This window comes from Natronococcus roseus, from assembly GCF_043677095.1.
GTDB lineage: Archaea > Halobacteriota > Halobacteria > Halobacteriales > Natrialbaceae > Natronococcus > Natronococcus roseus.
In genome coordinates this window covers 491,713-508,815 of record NZ_JBHLJR010000003.1, presented here as the reverse complement: position 1 = coordinate 508,815, position 17,103 = coordinate 491,713, and the positions used below count along the sequence as shown (strand labels likewise).

The following is a 17,103-nucleotide window of genomic DNA, read 5'->3' as shown; positions in this document are numbered from 1 at the left end:
GGGCCATGACAACGCTCGAGGCGAAACTCGAGGCCGCACGCGCTGACCTCGCCGAGCGCGACGGCGTCCTGATCGCGTTCTCCGGGGGAGTCGACTCGAGCGTCGTGGCCGCGCTCGCCCACGACGCCCTCGGCGAGGACGCGGTCGCCTGCACCGCCAGAAGCGAGACCCTCCCCGAGGCCGAACTCGAGGACGCAAAGCGGGTCGCAAGCGAGATCGGCATCCGCCACGAACTCGTCGAGTTCTCCGAACTCGAGAGCGACGCCTTCGTCGAGAACGACGACGACCGGTGTTATCACTGCCGGACGATGCGGCTGGGGGAAATGATAGAGACCGCCCGCGAGTTCGAAATCGAAACGGTCTGTGACGGGACCAATGCCGACGATCCGGGTGCTGGTCACCGACCCGGCCTGCAGGCCGTCGAGGAGCTCGAGGTCCACTCGCCGCTCCTGGCCCACGACATCGACAAGACGGAGGTCCGGGAGATCGCCGACCGCTACGGACTCTCGGTCGCCGATAAACCGTCGATGGCCTGTCTCTCCTCGCGCATCCCGACGGGACTGGAGGTCACCGAGGAGCGACTCAGCCGCGTCGAGCGCGCCGAGGCCCTGCTTCGCCAGTGGGGGTTCGACCAGTTCCGCGTGCGCGACCACGACGGGCTGGCCCGGATCGAGGTCGCGCCGGACGAACTCGAGCGCGCGCTCGAGACCGCGTTCGTCGAGACCGTCCGCGAGGAGCTCTCGGAGATCGGGTTCGACCACGTCACCCTCGATCTGCACGGCTACCGCACCGGAAGCGTCAGTCCCGCCTCGGAGGCTGACGTCGACGAGGGGAACGTCGAGGACGACGTGTTCGCATCGGAGTCGTCGTAACGCCCCGAGCCTGCAACTGATCGAACCCCTCGAGTGAATCCGTCTGAAAACGTGAGAAACAGTGATCCGACAGGGCGTGCGAACTATCCGCACGACGAATGTTTTCCGTAGAAACGGCCGATCGACGACTGTCAGCGTACGACGACTACCTCGACCGGAGCCGCCGTGACGGTATCCGTGACCGGGCTGATCGACTCGGCGGCGAGCGAATCGCCCACGTCAACACGACCGCCGACGGCGGCGGCGTCGCCGAGATCCTGCACGCGCTGGTCCCCCTCTCGAGGGACGTCGGCGTCGACGTCGACTGGTACGTAATGGACGCCCCCGACGAGTTCTACGACGTCACCAAGACCATCCACAACGGACTGCAGGGCGACCACACCCCGCTCACCGACGAGATGCGCGACACCTACCGGCGCGTCACCCGCGAGAACGCGAGGGCGCTCGAGGAACGCTACGACGCGATCGTCCTCCACGATCCGCAGTCCCTGGGAATGGCCCCGACGCTCGCCGATCGGTACCCCGACGCGAGCCTGCTCTGGCGGTGTCACATCGACTTGACGACGGCGGCCGATACCTACCTCGAGTTCGTTCGCTCCTGGCTCGAGCCGATCGACCGCACCCTCGTCAGCCACCCGGGGTACGCCGAGGCGCTTTCCGACGAGGAGACCGCGATCGTTCATCCTGCGATCGACCCGTTCACCGAGAAGAATCGGGCGATCGAGGAGCTCCCGGCCGATCTCGAGGGGAGCGATCCGGGCGAGTACCCCTTCGATACCGATCGGCCGCTGCTGGTACAGGTGTCGCGGTTCGACCCTTGGAAGGACCCGCTCGGGGTGGTCGAGGCCTACCGGGACGTCCGCGAGACGGTACCCGACGCTCAGCTCGTGCTGGCCGGCGGGATGCCCGACGACGATCCCGAGGGGATCGAGGTCTACCGCGAGGTCGAAGCCGAAACCGAGACCGACGAGGATATCCACCTTCTGACGAACCTGCCGGACGTCGGCATCAACCTCCTCCAGCGAAGCGCCGACGTCGGCGTCCAGAAATCCCTTCGGGAGGGGTTCGCGCTGACCGTCTCGGAGACGCTGTGGAAGGAGACGCCGGTCGTCGGCGCGAACGTCGGCGGCATTCCGCTTCAGGTCGAGGACGGCGAGAACGGCTACCTCGTCGAGCCCGAGGACACCGAGGCAACGACGGATCGACTCGTTCGGCTCCTCGAGGACGACGGACTACGGGATCGGTTGGGAGAACGGGGCCGAGAAACCGTCCGCGAACGGTTCCTCCTCCCGCGGTTGCTCGAGGATTATCTCACCCTACTCGCGAGCGAGGCCGGTAGCTGATCGTCCACTGAGTTCGATATCTGTTAGCCATCCGTCCAGTGTATAATCGGTTTTAGGGCGTGAAACTCGAAAGACGAAGTGATTCTATTCAAGCGTACGGAAATTTTGCACAAGTCGATACGGACGTAGCCTTTCGGCGGATAGCAACTGCCGATGGACGACGAGGACGTGCCGTCTCAGTGGAGGATCGAAACCGAGCGAAACTATAACACGACCGACAGCGATCGGGAACTGCGGTACCTGACCTACCGCCACGAGTCCGACGACCTGCGGGTGAAGGTCGCCCCCGCCTCCCTCGAGGGCGACTCCCACCCCGGCTACGCGCTCACGGCGACGAGTTACCCGGGACTGGAGCTCTCCGAAACGAAACCGGTCAGAACCGTGCTCACCTTCGATCGCTGTAACCGGATCGCGCTGGAGTTCATGCAGCTGTTTTCCGCGCGCTACGACGGACCGGGGACCCTCGAGGACGCGCTCGAGTACGCACGCCGGCGAACGGCCGATCACCGGTAGCCGACGTCTCGCGGAAGGGCACTGAAAGGCAGTGTCGATCAGTCGTCCGACGGAACCATCGAACTCTTCGCGGTCGCCTCCGCCAGCGAGTCAGAGTCGGAGAACGGGTACCAGGACTGCTTGGCGTCGGCCATGTACGGTGCCTCGAAGTCGGTTTCCTCGGGCTCGCAGCACTCGATAAGCGTCTCGGTTCCGGTCGCCTCGACCCACTGGCGGAACGTCTGCCCCGCCTCGCGGTGGGCAGCGAACGCCTCGAGCAGGTTCTTGATCGCGCCGGGGGCCTCGTCGGCGGGCACCCGTTGCTGAACCCACTCGATGAACGACGGCTCCTCGCCGACGCCGCCGCCGACGCCGATGTCGAACGCCTCGACCATCTCGTCGTTCTTGCGGGCGCGCATCCCCTGGAGCCCGATGTCGGCGGTCATGGCCTGCCCGCAGTCGGCCGTACAGCCCGAGTAGTGCATCTTGATCGTGTCCACGTCGTCGGGCAGGTCGACGTTGCGATTGAGCCAGCGCAGCGTCCGGGCCATCCGGGCTTTCGTCTCGGTCAGCGCGATCGAACAGAACTCGGTGCCGGTACAGGCCATTGCACCGCGTTCGAAGGGACTCGGCTCGGGTCGATACTCCTCGAGCAGTGGCTCGGCGAGCAGCTCCTCGAGGACGTCTCCGTGAACGTCGACGATTACGGGGTTCTGGCGGCGCGTGAGCCGAAGCTCGCCGGAGCCGTACTCGTCGGCGAGGTCGGCGAGCTCGAGGGCGTCCTCGGCGGGCATGCGCCCGACCGGAACCGTCAGGCCAACGTAGTGCATCCCCTCGCCCTGCTGCTCGTGAACGCCGACGTGATCGCGCTTGCCGGCGTCGGCGGGTTTGCCGGCGTTGTAGGTGTACTCCTCGCGGAAGCTCTCGCCCGCGGTCTCGAGTTCGACGTCGACGTACTCCGCCTGGAGCGTCTCGCGGATCCGCTCCTCGCCCCAGTCCTCGACGAAAAAGCGCGTGCGGTTCTTCGATCGGTTCTGGCGATTGCCGTGGTCGTGGTAGAGCTCGACGAACCCGCGGCCGACCTCGTAGGCGTTCTCGGGGCGGACGAAGATATCGAGCGGGCTCGCGGCGCGGGGCTGGCGACCGCCGAGGCCGCCGCCGACGCGGACGTTAAACCCTTTGACCGTCTCTCCATCGATTTCCTTGCGCGCCGGCTCGAAGCCGATGTCGTTGAGCGAGTCCTGTGCACAGCCCGATTTCGAACCCGTCACGCTGATGTTGAACTTCCGGGGCATGTTCGCGAGGGCGTCGTCCCCGCGGAGTTCCTCCTGGAACCGCTCGAGCAGTGGGCCCGAATCGACGTACTCCTCGACCTTGCCGTGGAGCGCCGACCCGGAGATGTTACGCATCGTATCCCCGCCTGCGGATCTGGAGGAGACACCGACCGATTCGAGTGTCTCCCAGATCTCGGGGACGTCCTCGAGTTTCAGCCAGTGGAGCTGGACCGACTGCCGAGTCGTGAGATCGATCCAGCCGTTACCGAACTCGGGGTTCTCGACGGGACCCGCGGCGTAGTCGCGAGCGACCTCGCCGATCGCCCGTAACTGACCGGGCTCGAGGACGCCGCTGGCGTTGGTCAGGCGCATCATGAAGTAGGACTCCTGGCCGTCGCGCTGGTGGAACAGCCCCCAGAACTTGAACCGGGTGAACCACTCCTCGCGTTCGTCCTCCGGAATCGCCTCGTAGCCGCCGTTCTCGGCGAACTCGAGGATGTGTTCGCGAACCTCGTCGCCGTAACAGTCCGCCTTCTGGTCCTCTTTCTTATGCGCCACCGCCGACCACCCCGATATGACGATCGTACTCCAATTCGTGCTCTTTTCCTCCGGATGGGGACGTATTCATGTTTCATCCCCATGTTCCTAACCCGTATAACTGTAACTGTTAACGATCGTCCATTTCCCCTCTGCATTCGGCGGCGAACGTCGGATCTCCAATCGACTACAATCTGTATAAGGAGATATATGCGAACGGAGTTCGCACTCGAGCGACGATTCTCAACGGCAACTATAGTAGCAACTGAAAGTCAGTGCGCACCCGATCGCACGACGGCTGTGCGATCGGTGTGCAAACAGTTTCAGTTGATACTATAGCGGAATCAGACGGACTCGAGGAGACCGGAGAGCAGGTGGGAGCCGGGAACGGTCGCGCCAGGGGCTCGAGGGTTTCGGCGAGGATTTGGCCGGGAAGGGCTATCTTCCCGTCCACTTCAGGAGTAACAGGGTTCCCTCGAACAGCAGGATCATCGTGATCGCGACGAGGATGGGGGCCATCATCGTCGGGTCCACGGTAAACAGGAAGGCCAGCCCCGCGAAACCGGCCCAGAAGTACAGCCGCTTGTCCGCGAGCCACTTCCGGGTCGTCACGCCCATCATGATCGCGAGCATCATGAACAGCGGGATCTGGAAGACGATAGCGAGAAAGCCCGTCAGCGTGATGATCAGGTTGAACGTGTCCCCGAGCGCGTAGGCGATCCCCGCACTCCCCTCGGCGTAGAACGTGAAGTACTGGAAGAGGATCGGCAACACCAGCAGGTACGAAAAGATCATCCCCAGCCCCGCGAGGATGACGCTGGTCGGGACGGCCGCGAGGTAGTACTTGCGCTCGTTGGGGTACAGCCCCGGCTTCATGAACAGGTAACACTGGTAGACGAACATCGGCAGCGCGACCATGATCCCCAACAGCGCCGAGAGCTTGATTCGGGTCAACCACAGTTCGAGCGGGTGGTAGATATGCGGCGGGGGGACCTGCTCGAACTGGGAGGGGAAAACGTTGTTCCAGACGTACTCGATCGCCTGGGATGCCCACAGCAGCCCGATCGCGGTCCCGGCCGCACCGATGAGCAAGACGACCGCCAGTCGGAGCACCATCTCCTCGATGTGGTCGGCCAGCGGCATCTCCTCGTCGTCCGGCGGGGTCGAGATCCCGCCGACGTCCTCGTCGGGGTCGGGGTAGGTCGGCTCCGACTCCTCGGGACGGTCGCCGACGACCCCCTCGCCGTCGGTCTCGAGTTCGGGCTCGTCGTCGTCGGCCCGCTCGAGCGCACCGTCGTTGTCGGCGTCGGGCTCCGAATCAACGTCGGTCGTCTCGTCGTCGGCGTCGGGCTCCGGATCCGGGTCTGCGTCAGGTTCGATCTCGTTGTCGGTGTCGGGTTCCGCATCGGCGTCGCTCGAGACACCGTCCTCGGAATCGTCCCGCGGCTCTTCGGGGTGTTCGACGTCCCCATCGGTCGCCGACTCGTCCGACATCTATCGAGATATAGATACCCCGCCAGTTATAGGCCTTTTCTTACGGTCACCCGAAACCGCAGACAGGCCGCCGTCGTTTCACAAGACGGCCGTTTCGTACACGAAAGGTTGATAACCGGATGTCAGCTACAACTCATCAGTAAATGAGCTCTGCCGTCGACGAGGACACGGCCCGCGCTATCAACACTGGCCGGGAGACGATCGGCGCGATGCTCTCGAGCCTCCAGACGCACCTCCAGAAGGTGTTTATCGTCTTCGTCCTCGGCTTCCTCGGATCCTTCTACGCCCTGCGGGTCTGGATCTGGGACTTCCTCGAGCGGACGGCGACTTCGGAGATGAACCAGATCGTCGCCGACGCGACCGAGATCATTACCCGGACGCCGTTCGAGGTCATCCTCCTCCAGGCGAAGATCGGAATGCTGGTCGGGATCATCGTCGCGATCCCCGCCCTCCTGTACTTCTCCCGTCAGAAACTCCGCGAGCGCGGCTTCCGCTCGAAGGTTCCGATCTCGCGGCTTCACATGGCCAGCTTCGCGATGGCGTCGTTCGTGCTGTTCTGGGTCGGCGTCTTCTACGCCTACGCGATCTTCTTCCCGTTCGCGTTCGACTTCCTCGGTGCGGTCGCGTTCGACGCCGGCGTCAACCCCAGCTGGGGGATCACCGAGTTCACAGAGTTTATCGCGCTTCTGACGCTTTCGTTCGGTCTCGCGGCTCAGATGCCGCTGTTCATGGGCGTACTCTCCTACACGGAGATCGTCTCCTACGAGACGTTCCGAAACAAGTGGCGCCACGCCGCGGTCGCCATCACGGTCTTCGGGGCGATGTTCTCCCCGCCGGACCCGTTCACGCTGATCATGTGGGCGATGCCGCTGTTCGCGCTATACGTCTTCAGCCTCGGACTGGCGAAGGTCGTCACGAACATCCGCCGTCGGGGTGCGGCCGAGCTCGACACCGGAACCGGACTGATGAAGCGGCGGCTCCTCCAGTTCCTCGGCGTTATCGCCCTCGTTGCCGTCGCTGCAGTAGTGTTCATCGTGCAGGGTGGGTTCGCGTTCGTCAATCAGGAAGTGTATCCGAACCTGCCGGCGTGGCTCCAGCCCGAGGGCGGAACGGTCGGATTCTGGGAACTGTACGTCGACTACGGCGTACTCGGTCTGCTAGCGATCGCCGTGATCGCCGCCACCACCGTGGGCGGGCTCATCCTGCTCGGCTACACGGTGAAGGTCCTGCAGTCGCCCGTCTATCCGCGAGAAGACGACATCCGGACCGCCGAAACCGCCGAGGACGTCGACTTCGAGACCCTCGCGGCCGACGACATCGGGGACGTTCCGGCGACGGTCTTCCTCGAGATGGAGGAGGAGGAGGCCCTCGATCAATCCCGGAAGGCGATGTACGACGACAACCGGGAGAAGGCACAGGCGATCCTCGACCGGTACGACGGACTGCAGAAACAACAGCAACAACAACAGCGATCCGACGACGGGCCGGGCGCCGACTCGAACGTCGGTGCGGGTGCCGGGAGTGCTGCCGGCGGCAGCGCCGCAACAGCGGACGAGGAAGAGGAGGGCGGGCTGTTCTCGAGTACCGCCGCCGGAATGCTCGACGCCTTCACCGAGGAGGAGACAACCGAGGACGACGTCGGCGGCTACGCCTACGACCTCGCCTTTATTTTCAACAGCCTCACCTCGAAGATGTTCTACATCGTCGGCGTGTTCATGGTCGTGCTCGGCGGGACGTTCGTCGCGCTCTACCAGGGTGGGTTCGGCGTCGTCCTCACCCAGTTCGTCGATCGCGTACCGGACGCGGCCCTCGCCCAGGTCACGGACATGAGCGAGGAAGAGATCGCCGCCGCGGACTCGACGGCGGAGATCACGGAGATCCTGAACGAGGCGGGGCTGGTCATCGCACTCCACCCCGTCGAGGTATTGATCTTCATGGTGAAGGTCAGTACGATCCTCGCGATCATCGCCGTCGCTCCACTGATTCTGTACTGGAGCTGGCCGGCCGCCAGAGAGCGCGGCCTCGTCCGCGGCGACCCGCGCGTGATGCTCCTCTGGGGCGGCGCGATGATCGGCGGGTTCGCGATGGGGCTGTTCATCGGCTTCTACTGGATCGCCCCCGCGGTGATCTCGTATCTGATCACGGACGCCGTCACGAACGGGATGCAGGTCTCCTACCGGATCAACAGCTTCTCGTGGCTCGTGATCTACACGACGCTCGGCGTCGGCTTCCTCTTTAATATCATCGTCACGATGGCGCTGTTCCACATCGGCGGCATCGTCAACTACCGGACGATGCTCAAGCGCTGGCGGCCCATCGTCGTCGGGATCTTCACGGCCGCCGCGTTCTTCAGCCCGAAGGGAATCCTCACGATGTTGCTGGTCGCGATCCCGATCGCGCTGACCTACATGCTCGGACTCGCCGTGCTGTACGTGCTCACCGGCGGCGGCCGCTTCTTCGGCGGCGGCGGCGGCAGTCCCGACCCCGAACCCGAGGCCGCGCCGACGCCCGAGTAGCCGGACCGGTCGCAGACGGCTTAAGGGAGTTCCCTGCGAACGATCGTCCATGCCCAAGATCAGCGTCGAAATCCCACAGGAGTTGCTCGACGACCTCGACGACCACGTCGGCGACGACGGCAAGTTCGTCAACCGCAGCGACGCGATCCGCGCCTCCGTCCGCAAGACCCTCGATATCTTAGACGAGATCGACGACCGACAGGGCCGACTCGAGCCCGACGAGCGTCAGCGGTCGTAATTACCGATCCCCAGAACCAGATTGCTTATGGGGGCTCGGCGGTGTACCCTGTGCCATGACGCCCTCCACGACTGAACAGGAATCCAATACGCCCGACGGAGCCGTCGAACTTCCGGCGACGGAGGCGGTCCAGCGCGCGCTCCACGAGGCGACGGCCCACCTCTACGACGAACTCGCCGTCGCGAAAGCCGAACGCGCCGACGGAGCGGCGGAGCTGCCGCCCGAGGTCTTCGACGACCTCGAGGAACTGTACGTCGCCACGGCCGAGGAGTCGGTGACGACGGTTCGGATCAGTTACGAGCAAGAGTAATCACACTGCTGACAGACTTACGTGAAGCCGATCGTTCTGCTAGAGTCATCGAACACGACGACCCCGGAGTTTAGATCGGCTCCGTGTTGACTTCTATCCGACAGTCTCAGTCCCGGTCGATCCGTTCGGCGAACCCGAAGTTCGGTTTGACGTCGTCGACGCGAACCTCGACGACGTCGCCCTTCTCCGACTCCGGAACGAACAGCCGGTATCCCTCGATCGACGCGATCCCGTCGCCTTCGCTGCCGACGTCGACGATCTCGACCTCGAGTTCGTCGCCCTCCCGGACCGGCCCCGTCAGCCGCCCCTTGGCGATGAAGTACAGCTCCGAGGAGGACTCGCGGGAGGCGTCGGGCGCCGTCGCCCGAACGTACTGGAACTCCTCTTCGAGGTCGGCCCGAAGGGCGTCGACGTCGGGACCGTCGAACACCTTGACGAGGAAGTTTCCGCCGCTGTCGAGCAGGTCGAGCGCCGTCTCGAACGCCTGACGGGCGAGGTGTAGCGACCGAGCCTGGTCGAGGGAGTACTCGCCGGACATATTGGGCGCCATGTCGGAGACGACGACGTCGACGCTGCCGCCGGCAGCGTCGGTGACTCGATCCCGGGTTCGGTCCTCGGTCATGTCGCCGCGGATCGTCTCGATTCGATCGGTGCCGCCGGGCATTTCGAGGTCTTTGATCCGCTGGAGGTCGACGCCGATGACCCGTCCCTGCGGGCCGACCCGTTCGGCGGCAACCTCGAGCCAGCCGCCCGGAGCCGCCCCCAGGTCGACGACGGTGTCGCCGCCGGAGATGACGTTCTCGAGATCGTCGAGCTGCTTGAGTTTGTAGGCCGCTCGGCTGCGGTACCCCTCCTGTTTCGCCTTGTTGTAGTAGTGGTCTTTTCGTGTCATGAATACCTCATCGAGGTTCGTGGCGCGTTCACGAGGGCTGGCGAATCCGCGTTCATACGAAAGGAGACGTCGCCAACCCGGAAAGGTACATCGGATGGTGCTGGCAGCGCGTCGCCCCTTCCAGCCGTGGAATTTGCTACGACGGGTTTGCTGGCTCCTCTGTCCCACCGGAAATCTATTGTCTCGTTACGCGTTATACGTAACGTATGACGAGACAGACAACGGTGGCCGACGAGGCGAAGCAAGCCACGATCGAGCTTCCGATACCAGCCACGGATCCCAATTTGTTCCGCCACACGGCAACTGACGACCTGCTCCGACTGTTACTCGATAATCCGTACGAGCAGTTCACGATCCGCGAGCTGGGGCGGCTTACCGACAACGCGGCCCAGTCAGTCAAGCGGGCCGTTGACGTCCTCGAAGCCAATGACGTCATTGTGGTCGAGAGCGAGGGTAACCGTCGACTCGTCTCCATCAATCGAACTCGCGTGACGAAGCCCGACGATCCAGTCCTTCGCATTCCCCAGCCGGAGTACCATCCACCAGTCCGTGCTGCACTCGACCGGATCTGTGACGAGCTCGGAGACGTGGAGGGTGTTCTCGTGTTCGGGAGCGTCGCCCGAGGCCGTGCTGACCGCCAGAGCGACATCGACCTCTGGATACTGGCCGGCGACCGCGTCGAGCAGCATCGCGCCAACGAGGTCGCGAAAGAACTCGGAGAAAAGCGGTTCGACGGCGACCGCTACGAGTTCCAGATTCTCGTCGAGACGCCGAAGTCGGCACGCGGCCACGGTGACCGGCTTCGAGAGATCTTCGCCGACGCGATAACGCTCGTGGACAGCAACACTCTCAGCGACCTCAAGTGCGAGGTGATGAGTGATGCCTGACGAACCCGATGCCCTCGTCGATGCAGTCGCACACGCCGAGGATGCCTTCACCGGCCAACTGGGTCGTCCCGACTACGAGGAAGGACTCGACCCGAATGCTCACGATCCCAACGTGATTCAACTTCGGAAGGCGTGCCGCCTCCTCGATGCGTGCCGTCTGCTCCGCAAGCACGACGGCTACCATACGAGCGTCATCGAGATGTCTTTCGCTGCCATCGAGCGCACCCTCGAGTTCTACGCACTCACCGCGTCGAACGATACGATAGATGACTTCCGCGAGGGACACGACCGGGCATACGACCGCGGTGCCGATCTCCATCTCGTCACCGATGAAACTGCGCGGCGGATGAAGCAACTCTACCGTGACAACCGCGCAGCAGCGTACTACCGCGAGACTGTCGCTGCCGCTCAACAGGCCGATGCGATGTTCGACCTCGCAGTTGCCGTCCATGATTATATCAAGAATTTTTCACAAATCGCACACGAGTGTCGCTGTCAGAACTATAGTAGCCACTGAAAGTCAGTGCGCACCCGATCGCACGACGGCTGTGTGATCGGTGGCAAACAGTTTCAGTTGTTACTATAGTAGATGAAACAGATCAAGAGGGGTAGTTGTAGTAGTGGTCTTTCCGTGCCATCTGTCGATCACGCTGATCCAGTCACGACTCGAGGGATCAGCCGGTTCGTCCCACAGCTACGGACCAGACGCGCAAAGACCTGCTGAAACTGAGCCGGCCCGACGTCCCGTCTCAGGCGGCGTCAGTCGGCCGATCGGGTGGGCTCGGCGTCGGCACTCGAGTCCTGTTCGATCCGGTTCGCCCGCGTCCAGGCGAGGTCGCGGTCGATCAGGACGTCCAGTAGACAGCGGATGTTGAGCGCGTCGTGGAACTGCTTGTAACCCACGACGAGCAACGGGGCGTAGACGAGCAGCCGCCAGTCCTCGCCCTCGATCTGAATACCGAGGGCGGCGATCAGGAAGACGATACTCGTAAAGAAGACGAACACTGCGAGGACGGTCGTCACGTACCCCGCGAGGACGAGCCAGGCGATGTACGCGAGGATGACGAAACTCGCCAGCGGGAGGAAGAACATCTCGACCAGTCGGAACGGCAGCGCGATCCGACTGAGGTAGCCGTAGGACGAATCCGTGACGACCGGCCAGTGTTTGAAGACGGTCATGTAGTTGCCGCGGTACCAGCGTAGACGCTGGCGGTAGAGGTCTCGCCAGGTCGCCGGCGCCTCCGTGTAGACGCGGGCGTCGCTGACCGAGACGCGGTGGCCGGCCCGGAGCACCTTCATCGTGACGTCGAAGTCCTCGGTGAGGGTGTCGGGGTCGTAGGCGAACACCTCCTCGAGCACCTCGCGGCGGTAGGCGCCCAGACAGCCGGGAACGACCATCACGATGCCGAAGTAGTCCAACGCCCGCCGGTAGATGTTGACGCCGATCGTGTACTCGAGCTGTTGACAGCGGGTGATGAGCGAGTCGCGATTCCAGATTGTGACGTTGCTCGCGACGGCGCCGATCTTCGGGTTGGCCTCGAAGGGGGCGACGATCCGTTTCAGGGCGTCGCGGTCGACGATGCTGTCGGCGTCGACGGTGACGATGACGTCGCCGTCTGCGAACAGCAATCCGTAGTTCAGTGCGGAGTACTTGCCGCCGTTTGCCTTGCTGACGACCGAGACCCGATCCGAGGCGGCGGCGAACGCGCTCGCCTCGGCGAGGGTTCCGTCGGTCGACCCGTCGTCGACCGCGACGATCTCGAGCCGTTCGGCGGGGTAGTCGGCGTCGAGCAGCGCCTGAATCGTCCGACCGACGTACCCCTCCTCGTTGTACGCGGGAATCAGGACGGTCACGTTCGGGTACGGTGGCCTGGGCACGTACTTCGAGCGGCCGATCTGGTCGTGGAAGAACGCGATGAACGCGATAAACCAGTAGTACGCGAAGATCAACACGACCGCGCCCAGGTGGACGACGGCGATCGGCGAGGGGGTGAGCCAGCCCAGCCAGACGATCGTCGCGAGGTAGCCGACCCCGCCGACGACCAGCGCCCGTATCCCGAACAGGGACTCGTACCGAGGGTTGCGCTCGACGACGTAGTAGCTCCAGAGCAAGTAGCACACGAAGAGCCCGCTTAACAGTGCGATCGCGTACAGCGTTCCCGCGTTCATCACGTTTATCAGCAGCCCGAACGGCACCAGCGCCGAGAGGAACAGCGCGACCGAGCGCCACTTCACGGCCCGGAGGCCGCGGCCCATCGTCCGCCCGAAGCGAAGGGCGTTCCCGAACGGTCGCTCGACGCTCATCGGCTCACCGCCGAGATGGGCTCGAGGATGCGCCAGCCCTCGTCGGTTTCCTCGACCGTACCGTCCTCGAGTCCCTCGGCAAACTGTTCGACTGTCAGGAAGCCGACGTCGTCCCCGCTTTGCATGTGTTCGATCAGCGACTCGAGCTTCTCGAGTCGGTCGTCGGTGGTGAAGTACTGGTAATGAAGCATCACGACGTGGACACCGTTCTCCTCGTGGCTCGCGTCGAACGAGTCCGTCAGCGTCTCGAGGTCGTGAAACGGCACGTCGCTATCGTCCCCGCCCTCCTCCTCGTACGCGGTCCAGTTCTCGAACGCCTGGGTCTCGGGGACGTGAGTGAGTCCGCCCGCCTCGAAGTAGGTCTCGTTGTCGGTGTCGTAGTACTCGTCGGTAAACCACTGGCCGCCGGAGACGGCGGTGTAGTTCGACTCGGCGAGCACCTCGACGGTCGTCGTATCGTACGTGTTCATCGGCGGGATGAACGTCGACGACGGTGAGTCGACGCAGTCGGCGAGCAACGCCTCGCCCTCGGCCAGTCGCTCGCGTTGTTCGGCCTCGGGGAGGCCGCCGAACTCGCTGGCGCCGTAGAAATCGGTCACCGGCTCGTGGGTGGTCCCGTGGATCGCCATCTCGAACTGTCCGGGGTGATCGGTCTCGAGCGACTGCAGGTACTCACAGAGCTCCGGGTCCTCGGTCAGGGCGGCGCTCCCGTTCGTGTCGGGGATGATCCCGAGCGTGACGGGCACGTCGCGTTCGATGAAGACGTCGTCGACCGCACGCAGCTCCTCCTGGTTGTACCACGGCTGGATGTCGTCATTTCTGAAGATCACGATCGAGTCGTACTCCGCCCAGTCGGCATCGACCGACGCCTCATCGGCCGGCTCTCCCTCGAGCATGGGCGTCACGGAGACGGCACCGGCGATTCCGGCGACGAGCACCATCGCGATAAGCGCAGTGCTGAGAACGCCCCGCCTGAGTTGCGACTCCGGGACGAACCGGGCCGGAATCCAACTGAGATTCTGTTCCGGGGTCGGAAGCGTCGGAAAGGAGACTGCAGGCACGGGACCGATCATCCCCTGGTCGGGCTCCAGCGGCGAGCGGTGGCCACACTCCAGGCAGCGCTCGACCGTCTGCAGGTCGGCCAGCGTGTCGGCGTCGGCCCGATGGCGGCACTTCTCACAGCCGTCGTCGAACGCCCCGGCCGAGGCGACGTGCCCGCAAACGTGTTCGACGATTCGCTCGTCCGTGACCGACTGTGCGTCACACCGAGAACAACGGGTCGGATACGTAGTCATTACCGTACGGAGGGGATTTCCGAACGACTATCGACGACGAGCCGAAGGTATCGCCCCCGGGTTACCTCGAGGTTACCATCCCCTTGTCATCGCCCCGGGCGTCCGATTTATCGTTTCGGAGACGTTAGGGAACGTGTCCGCAACTGGAGACGACCACATGACGCAGACGCCGAATCCGGCACAGTCGGTCGCGGGCTCGCTACTCGGCACCAAGTGGAAGCCACGGCTAATCGTCGCTCTGGCGGCCAAGGGGCGGCTCGGCTTCGGCGACTGCAAGCGCGAACTCGAGGGGATCTCGAGCAAGGTGCTCTCGGACAACCTCGAGGACCTCCGCGAATACGGCGTCGTCTCGCGCGACGTCATCCAGGAACAGCCCCGTCGCGTCGAGTACGAGCTCACCGGTGCGGGTCGGGAGCTGTACGCGATCCTCGAGTCGATGGCGGAGTGGGACGCGACCCACGTAACGGGTGCCGGCGCGCCGACCGTGCTGCTGGCCGACGACGACAGCCGACTGCTCGAACTCTACGCGCTGTGGCTCGCGACCGACTACGACGTCGTGACGGCGACCGACGGCCGAGAGGCGTTTCGGCGCCTCGAGGAGTCGGTCGATATCGCAGTCCTCGATCGGTCGATGCCGGGAAAGAGCGGCGACGAGATCGCGTCGTCGATCGCTCGAGTCGGGCAGGAAACGCCGATCGCCGTCCTCACGTCGATGCAGGTGACACCGGCGGACGTCTCGCTACCGGCGGATCGACTGCTGCGAAAGCCGATCACCGAGCGCGAGCTACGGACGGCGATCGAGGAGCTAAACCGACTCCCCGACGAGGCACCGATCGCCCGCGAGGTCCGGGCGCGACGCCACAGACTCGAGTTCGTCGAGACCCACCTCGGCTCGGCCGTTCGATCGACGGCGCCGTACCGCCGCGCGAGGGCGGAACTGGAGCGGATCGAGGCCGACCGGGCGGCCGCGGTCGAGGCTCGCGAACCGTGGCGCCGACTGCTCGAGGAGGGAGCCGACCCCGAGACGGAGGTGTCACCCTCCGACGAGGACGCTTCCTGATTCGGGTTCGGCCAGAGAACCTTTGAGAGCCCGCTTCCTGGTGAACGTAATGCTCGCTGAACAGTCTTCTTCTCACACACTACTGCTCGTCGAGGACGACGACCTGCAGGCGCGGCTGTACCGGACGATGCTGTACCGCGAGCGGGGGACGGAGCCGGTGGCGACCGATGAGGGGGGAGGCGAGACGGGCACGACCGTCGAAACCGTCCGAACGCTCGAGGAAGCCCGAACGGCGCTCGAAGACGACGAGTCGTTCGATCTGGTGTTGCTCGACCTGAACCTTCCCGATTCCCTGGGGCTCGAAACGTTGGATTCCGTTCTCGAAACCGTCGACGGGACGGCCGTCGTCGTCCTGACCGGGATCGACGACGACGCGATCGGACGGGAGGCGGTCGAGCGGGGGGCGGAGGACTACCTCGTGAAGGATCGCGTGACGCCACGGCTGCTCGATCGGACCGTTACCTACGCCATCGAGCGGCGACGCCGGGTCACCGAGATCGAACGCCAGCGAAACGAACTGGCGGTACTGCACTGGCTCGTCCGCCACGAGATCAGAAACGACGCTACGGTCGTCCTGGGCTGGGCCGCAGCGCTCGACGCCACGGACCCCGAGTCGGAACGGATCGTCTCCCGGATCGAGGAAGCCGGCGAGCACATCGTCGAACTCACCGAGTCGGTCGGAGTGATGGTGGAGTCACTCGAGGAACCACAGACCGAACTCGTCCCGATCGATCTCGTCGCCGTGGTCGAAGAGGAGATCGATCGGCTCGAGGCACGACACGGGGACTGTACGGTGGCGTTCGACCGCCCCGAGGGGACGGTTTCGGTTCGGGCAGACCGGTTTCTCAACGTCGTCGTCCGAAACGTGTTGACGAACGCGGTCGTCCACGGCGATGCGGAGGAAACGATAACCGTGAACGTCTCTCGCGGAACCGACGGGAGCGCGGAGTTGACGGTCTCCGACGGCGGGCCGGGCCTCTCGGCGACCGATCGCCGGCGGGCCACCGAACGCGGCTACACCACGGACGAGGAGGGGATCGGCGTGGGCCTGTACCTCGTGCGAACGTTCGTCGACCGCTACGGCGGGAGTCTAACCATCGAGAGCGACCCGGAGCGACCGCCGGGAACGACCGTTCGGATCCGCCTCGAATCCGAACATTGACCCCGTCGCGGGCGTCTGCGTATCGTCGATGCCTCGAGCGGGGGTCGGGCGCGCAACGGTAAGACGGTCGGTGGCGTTTCGCACATGCGATCGGAGTTCTTCTCGAGAACGAGGGAGGTCGACACGAGGAGGAGGATCGACCCGTGGGCGTGCGGTCGGCGCTCTCGACGGCGGGTTCTTCGTCGAAATCGAGGATTCGTCAGCGTCGTTCAGTCTAGCGGGTAGAGACGACAAGGACGGACACGAAACCTGGCACGATCCCGGACACAGGATCGCCGCTGCCGTCGCGGACGCTCACGGCTGGCGTCTTTCGTCCATCGACGACGGACGGCGACACGAGATCACCGGGGTCGACGCCGTCTGAACCCCCGGTGAGTCGTCGTTTCCGCTGGGCGGAGTTTTCGGTTCGCCCGGGGACGGATGCCAG

15 protein-coding genes are annotated in these 17,103 nt (G+C 64.4%); 10 read left to right on the top strand and 5 right to left on the bottom strand.

The genetic code is table 11. The features are described 5' to 3' along the window. Positions 1–5 precede the first annotated feature (5 nt). The 3 genes from larE (at position 6) to ACFEMD_RS10505 (ending at position 2,728) form a co-directional block, all read left to right on the top strand. Positions 6–872 carry an ATP-dependent sacrificial sulfur transferase LarE gene (gene larE / locus ACFEMD_RS10515; protein WP_394740960.1) on the top strand — a complete coding sequence of 289 codons (867 nt, stop codon included), beginning with the start codon at positions 6–8 and terminating at the stop codon, positions 870–872. A gap of 98 nt (positions 873–970) precedes the next feature. After that, positions 971–2,215 (top strand): glycosyltransferase, encoded by a 1,245-nt coding sequence (locus tag ACFEMD_RS10510; protein ID WP_394740959.1) that lies wholly within the window; start codon positions 971–973, stop codon positions 2,213–2,215. 153 nt (positions 2,216–2,368) lie between these two features. Beyond that, entirely contained in the window at positions 2,369–2,728 is a 360-nt protein-coding gene (locus tag ACFEMD_RS10505; RefSeq protein ID WP_394740958.1) for a hypothetical protein, read from the top strand. A 38-nt stretch (positions 2,729–2,766) separates the two neighbouring features. On the opposite strand, the gene ACFEMD_RS10500 is transcribed toward ACFEMD_RS10505, so the two are convergent. Together ACFEMD_RS10500 and ACFEMD_RS10495 are read right to left on the bottom strand one after the other, a co-directional pair. After that, positions 2,767–4,539 carry a nitrite/sulfite reductase gene (locus tag ACFEMD_RS10500; RefSeq protein ID WP_394740957.1) on the bottom strand — a complete coding sequence of 591 codons (1,773 nt, stop codon included), beginning with the start codon at positions 4,537–4,539 and terminating at the stop codon, positions 2,767–2,769. Between the two features lie 417 nt (positions 4,540–4,956). Then, positions 4,957–6,012: a twin-arginine translocase subunit TatC gene (locus ACFEMD_RS10495; protein WP_394740956.1), complete on the bottom strand. Its 1,056-nt coding sequence runs from the start codon at positions 6,010–6,012 to the stop codon at positions 4,957–4,959. A gap of 143 nt (positions 6,013–6,155) precedes the next feature. On the opposite strand from ACFEMD_RS10495, the gene ACFEMD_RS10490 reads away from it, so the two are divergent. From ACFEMD_RS10490 to ACFEMD_RS10480, 3 genes are read left to right on the top strand one after another with little or no spacing between them, the layout of a single operon-like run. Continuing rightward, positions 6,156–8,528: a twin-arginine translocase subunit TatC gene (locus ACFEMD_RS10490; protein ID WP_394740955.1), complete on the top strand. Its 2,373-nt coding sequence runs from the start codon at positions 6,156–6,158 to the stop codon at positions 8,526–8,528. 49 nt (positions 8,529–8,577) lie between these two features. Further along, complete coding sequence (locus ACFEMD_RS10485) at positions 8,578–8,766, top strand: CopG family transcriptional regulator (protein WP_394740954.1); 189 nt, start codon at positions 8,578–8,580, stop codon at positions 8,764–8,766. A gap of 55 nt (positions 8,767–8,821) precedes the next feature. Then, complete coding sequence (locus tag ACFEMD_RS10480; protein WP_394740953.1) at positions 8,822–9,076, top strand: hypothetical protein; 255 nt, start codon at positions 8,822–8,824, stop codon at positions 9,074–9,076. 106 nt (positions 9,077–9,182) lie between these two features. Here the strand turns inward: ACFEMD_RS10480 and ACFEMD_RS10475 are convergent, their stop codons facing one another. Beyond that, complete coding sequence (locus ACFEMD_RS10475; RefSeq protein ID WP_394740952.1) at positions 9,183–9,968, bottom strand: 23S rRNA (uridine(2552)-2'-O)-methyltransferase; 786 nt, start codon at positions 9,966–9,968, stop codon at positions 9,183–9,185. Positions 9,969–10,192: 224 nt separating this feature from the next. Between ACFEMD_RS10475 and ACFEMD_RS10470 the strand changes: the two genes are divergently transcribed. Both ACFEMD_RS10470 and ACFEMD_RS10465 read left to right on the top strand, forming a co-directional pair. Continuing rightward, a complete protein-coding gene (locus ACFEMD_RS10470) occupies positions 10,193–10,855 on the top strand; it encodes a nucleotidyltransferase domain-containing protein (RefSeq protein WP_394740951.1) in 663 nt (220 codons plus the stop codon). Continuing rightward, positions 10,848–11,372 (top strand): DNA-binding protein, encoded by a 525-nt coding sequence (locus ACFEMD_RS10465; protein WP_394740950.1) that lies wholly within the window; start codon positions 10,848–10,850, stop codon positions 11,370–11,372. Before ACFEMD_RS10470 ends, ACFEMD_RS10465 begins: the two co-directional genes overlap by 8 nt. A gap of 242 nt (positions 11,373–11,614) precedes the next feature. On the opposite strand, the gene ACFEMD_RS10460 is transcribed toward ACFEMD_RS10465, so the two are convergent. Together ACFEMD_RS10460 and ACFEMD_RS10455 are read right to left on the bottom strand one after the other, a co-directional pair. Further along, positions 11,615–13,159 (bottom strand): glycosyltransferase, encoded by a 1,545-nt coding sequence (locus ACFEMD_RS10460; protein ID WP_394740949.1) that lies wholly within the window; start codon positions 13,157–13,159, stop codon positions 11,615–11,617. Then, positions 13,156–14,454, bottom strand: coding sequence for a DUF2334 domain-containing protein (locus tag ACFEMD_RS10455; RefSeq protein ID WP_394740948.1), 1,299 nt, complete (start codon positions 14,452–14,454; stop codon positions 13,156–13,158). Before ACFEMD_RS10455 ends, ACFEMD_RS10460 begins: the two co-directional genes overlap by 4 nt. A gap of 157 nt (positions 14,455–14,611) precedes the next feature. Here ACFEMD_RS10455 and ACFEMD_RS10450 point away from each other — a divergent pair, with 157 nt between their 5' ends. Further along, positions 14,612–15,514 (top strand): winged helix-turn-helix transcriptional regulator, encoded by a 903-nt coding sequence (locus tag ACFEMD_RS10450; RefSeq protein WP_394740947.1) that lies wholly within the window; start codon positions 14,612–14,614, stop codon positions 15,512–15,514. A 49-nt stretch (positions 15,515–15,563) separates the two neighbouring features. Then, positions 15,564–16,676, top strand: a complete 1,113-nt coding sequence (locus ACFEMD_RS10445; RefSeq protein ID WP_394740946.1) for an ATP-binding response regulator — start codon at positions 15,564–15,566, stop codon at positions 16,674–16,676. The last annotated feature ends 427 nt before the right edge of the window (positions 16,677–17,103 follow it).